General features: G+C 75.3%; 3 protein-coding genes. 2 read left to right on the top strand and 1 reads right to left on the bottom strand.

Annotation, left to right across the window (positions count from 1 at the left end):
• Positions 1-1,494, bottom strand: a 1,494-nt coding sequence (locus ACIQOV_RS33005; protein WP_401054404.1) for a molybdopterin-dependent oxidoreductase, incomplete at its 3' end; no start/stop codon positions are given.
• 490 nt (positions 1,495-1,984) lie between these two features.
• Between ACIQOV_RS33005 and ACIQOV_RS33010 the strand changes: the two genes are divergently transcribed.
• Together ACIQOV_RS33010 and ACIQOV_RS33015 are read left to right on the top strand one after the other, a co-directional pair.
• Positions 1,985-2,569: a sigma-70 family RNA polymerase sigma factor gene (locus ACIQOV_RS33010; RefSeq protein ID WP_401054406.1), complete on the top strand. Its 585-nt coding sequence runs from the start codon at positions 1,985-1,987 to the stop codon at positions 2,567-2,569.
• A complete protein-coding gene (locus tag ACIQOV_RS33015; RefSeq protein ID WP_401054408.1) occupies positions 2,566-3,315 on the top strand; it encodes an anti-sigma factor domain-containing protein in 750 nt (249 codons plus the stop codon). The genes ACIQOV_RS33010 and ACIQOV_RS33015 overlap by 4 nt, the downstream gene beginning before the upstream one ends.
• Positions 3,316-3,530: the final 215 nt, after the last annotated feature.

The following is a 3,530-nucleotide window of genomic DNA, read 5'->3' on the forward strand; positions in this document are numbered from 1 at the left end:
GGCCCGGTCCCCGGTCTGGACGGCGCCGGTCGCATCGGTCGCCCGGACCTCGATCCGGTGGGTGCCGGGCGCGGCCCCGGGCCAGGTGTGGGTCCACTGCCGCCACAGGTCCGGTCCGGCGTCGGCGGCGAGCAGCGCCTGCTGCCAGGTGCCGCCGTCGATCCGGACCTCGACGGCGGCGATGCCGCGGTGGGTCGCCCACGCGGTGCCGGCGACCGTGACGTCCCCGGCGGGTACGCGGGCGAACGGGGCCGGGACGTCGATGCGCGAGGTGGTGCGCACCGCACCGGTGCGGTCCCAGCCCCGGCGCACCCAGTACGGATCGAATGCGGCGAAGGTGGTGACGTCCAGGTCGACGAGCCACTTGGTGGCGGAGGCGTAGCCGTAGAAGCCGGGGACGACGCTGCGACAGGGGAAGCCGTGGGCGACGGGCAGGGCCTCGCCGTTCATCGCGACCGCCAGCAGTGCGCGCCGTCCGTCGAGCACCGGCTCCAGCGGCGTGCCGATGGTCATGCCGTCCTGTGAGCGGCCGACCAGCTGGTCCGCGCCGCGGTGCACGCCGGCACGGCGCAGCAGGGCGGGGAGGGAAGCGCCGAGCCAGCGGGTGGTGCCGACGTAGCGGCCGCCCACCTCGTTGGAGACGCAGGACAGCGTGTGGTCCATTTCCTCCAGGGGTTCGTGCAGCAGGTCGTCGAAGGTCAGCAACAGCGGGTGGTCGACCATGCCCCGGATGCGCAGGGCCCAGCGCCGCGGGTCGATTCGGGGGAGCGTGAGCGCGGTGTCCACCCGGTAGAAATCCGTGTTCGAGGTGACGAACGGGGACAGGCCCGCGACGTTCGGACGGACCGGGGGCGGCAGGGGTGGCAGCGGTTCCACGGCGGGCGGGATGCGAACGGACGCGCGGACGGCGCCGACGTCGAAGAGGCGGTCCGTCAGGATCCTGCCTCCCGTGACCGCGACCGCGCCGACGGCGATCGTCCCGCCGGTGACGGCGAGAACGGCCCGGCGGGTGGTGCCCTCGGTTCCGGTGCGCCGCTCCTGGCCGGCGCTCTCGCCGGTGGGATGTCCGATCGTGGGGGCCGTGTTCACCGGCGGCGCGGCCGACCCCGTCAGGCGTGAGAGGGCGAGGACGGTGGCCGCGCCGACGACGCCTGCCACGAGGGCCGGTACGACGTCCGCCGCGCGCTCCCCCGGCCGGGAGAGCGCGGCCCAGGCACCCAGCAGGCCGAAGGTCGCGAAGATGCCCGCTCCGGTCTTCGGGCGGCGAGCGGACAGCCATCCGGCACCGGCGGCGAGCAGGGCCGCCGTCAGGTGGATTCCGCCGAGCAGCACCGTCTTGTCGTACACGCCGAAGGTGGGGACGGCGTATTCCTTGAGCGGGGTCGGCGACAGGTCGACGGCCGCGGAGCCCACCGCGATGACCGGCGCGGTGTCGGGCCCGGTGAAGGCGGCGGCCAGGTCTCCCGCACCGAGTGCGGCCGAGGCGGCCGCCAACCCGGTCGCCGCTGCGACGCCGACGCGACGGAGGCGGTCGGGACGGCCGCGGAGGGGCGCGGAAGCGTCGGATGGATTCTTGCTCACGCCGAGGGTTCGAGGCGCCCGGGGCCGCGGATGGGTCGCTGCGCCGGGCTCACTCGAACGGGTTGGGCGGCAGCCGGCATTGACGGTGGGCGCAGCAGGCTCGGCCCGGCTCCGAGGGCCGGTCCGTCGACTCCCGCGGATGACGGGAATGACGACGACGGAAGACGCAAACGACGGCACCAGGATCCGCGTGTCCTCCGGAGCCGGTGACCGGGCGGACGGGCGGACCGGCAGGCGGTTCGGCCAATCCGGGCGCGGGCCCGCTCCGAAGGGCGGATGTGAGTTCCGCACTGTCCGCCCGGCCGAGACCGCACCGCTGTCCCGCCGGGACCACGAGGAGGCCCTCGATGTCTGCCGTCCGCCGATCGGGCTCGACGCCCGCCCAGTGCGAAGGAACGGGCGGATGAGCGCCGTCGTCCACCTGTCCGGTCCCGGACGGCCGGTACCGGACCTGACGGAACTCCTCGCCCGCGTCGCGCGCGGGGACCAGGACGCGTTCTCCCGGCTGTACGACGTGGTGGCCGGTCCGGTGCTGGGGCTGGTGCGCAGGGTTCTGCGCGATCCCGCGCAGTCCGAGGAGGTCGCCCAGGAGGTGTTGCTGGAGGTGTGGCGCACCGCTGCCCGCTACCGGGCCGAGCGCGGTGAGGTGATGCCGTGGGTGCTGACCATCGCGCACCGGCGCGCGGTGGACCGGGTCCGCTCGGCGCAGGCCGCCGCCGACCGCGACCAGCGCGTCGCGGCGGCCTCCCACACCCCGGCGTTCGACGAAGTCGCCGAACAGGTCGAGGGCAGACTGGAGCGCGAGCAGGTCAGGCGCTGCATGAGGACGCTCACCGAACTGCAGCGGGAATCGTTGACGCTGGCGTACTACCGCGGTTACACCTACCCCCAGGTCGCCGAGGTCGTCGGCGCGCCGCTGGGCACGATCAAGACCCGCGTGCGCGACGGACTGATCCGTCTGCGCGACTGCCTGGGGGTGGGAGCATGACCGCCGCCGACCTGCACACCCTGACCGGCGCCTACGCCGTCCACGCCCTCTCCCCGGCCGAAAGCGCGGAGTTCGAAGGCCACTTGGCCGACTGCCCGGCCTGTGCCCAGGAGGTGGCCGAGTTCGCCGCGACCCTGGCCAGGCTCGGTGCCGCGCGGGCCGTCGTGCCACCCGAGGCCCTCAAGGCCCGGGTGATGGCCGCGCTGCCCGGCACGCGGCAGGAGGCGCCCCGGACCGCCGCTCTGCCCGGCGCGGGCTCCCGGTCCGGCCGGCGGGCGGGCGGGTGGACGAAGTTCGCGCTGGCCGCCTGTCTCGCGGTCGCGGTCGGCTCCGGTGGCCTCGCCGTCCAGCAGCACCGGCAGGCCGGCCACGCGCGCGCCCGGGCGGCCGCGATCCAGCAGCAGGCGGACCGGCTGACGGGTCTGCTGACGGCGCCCGACGCCCGCACGGCCACCGGACCCGCGGCGGGCGGAACCGGCGTGGGGACGGTGGTGTGGTCGCACGACCGCGGTCAGGCCGCCTTCCTCGCTTCCGGCATGCCCACCCCGGCCGAGGGCACCACGTACCAACTGTGGTTCGACGACTCCGGAACGATGCGATCGGCCGGACTGCTGTCCCGTGGGGACGGCGGGATGGTGCTGTCCGGGCCACTGGGCGGGGCGACGGGTATCGGCGTCACCGTGGAGCCCGCCGGGGGGTCGACGCACCCCAGTGGGGTACCGGTCGTGCTCCTGTCGCTCACCTGAGAGGGCGCTCGGTCTCGCGGGCCCCGCGCTGTCCGGTCCGGGTGCCTCGCCGGGTCGGCGTCGATTCATCGGCGGGGGCGGCGGCCCCGCACCCGATCCGGCGCCGTCGCAGGCCGTCGCCGGCGGCAAGGCCTCACCCGGAGGGCCCGTCGCCCACGGTTCCGTGTGCTCCCTGGTCGAGGCCGAGGCGTTTGTTGAGGGCCTCGCCCGAGGTG

Origin of the sequence: Kitasatospora sp. NPDC091257 (assembly GCF_044757675.1) — a bacterium.
Classification (GTDB): Bacteria; Actinomycetota; Actinomycetes; order Streptomycetales; family Streptomycetaceae; genus Kitasatospora; species Kitasatospora lactacystinica.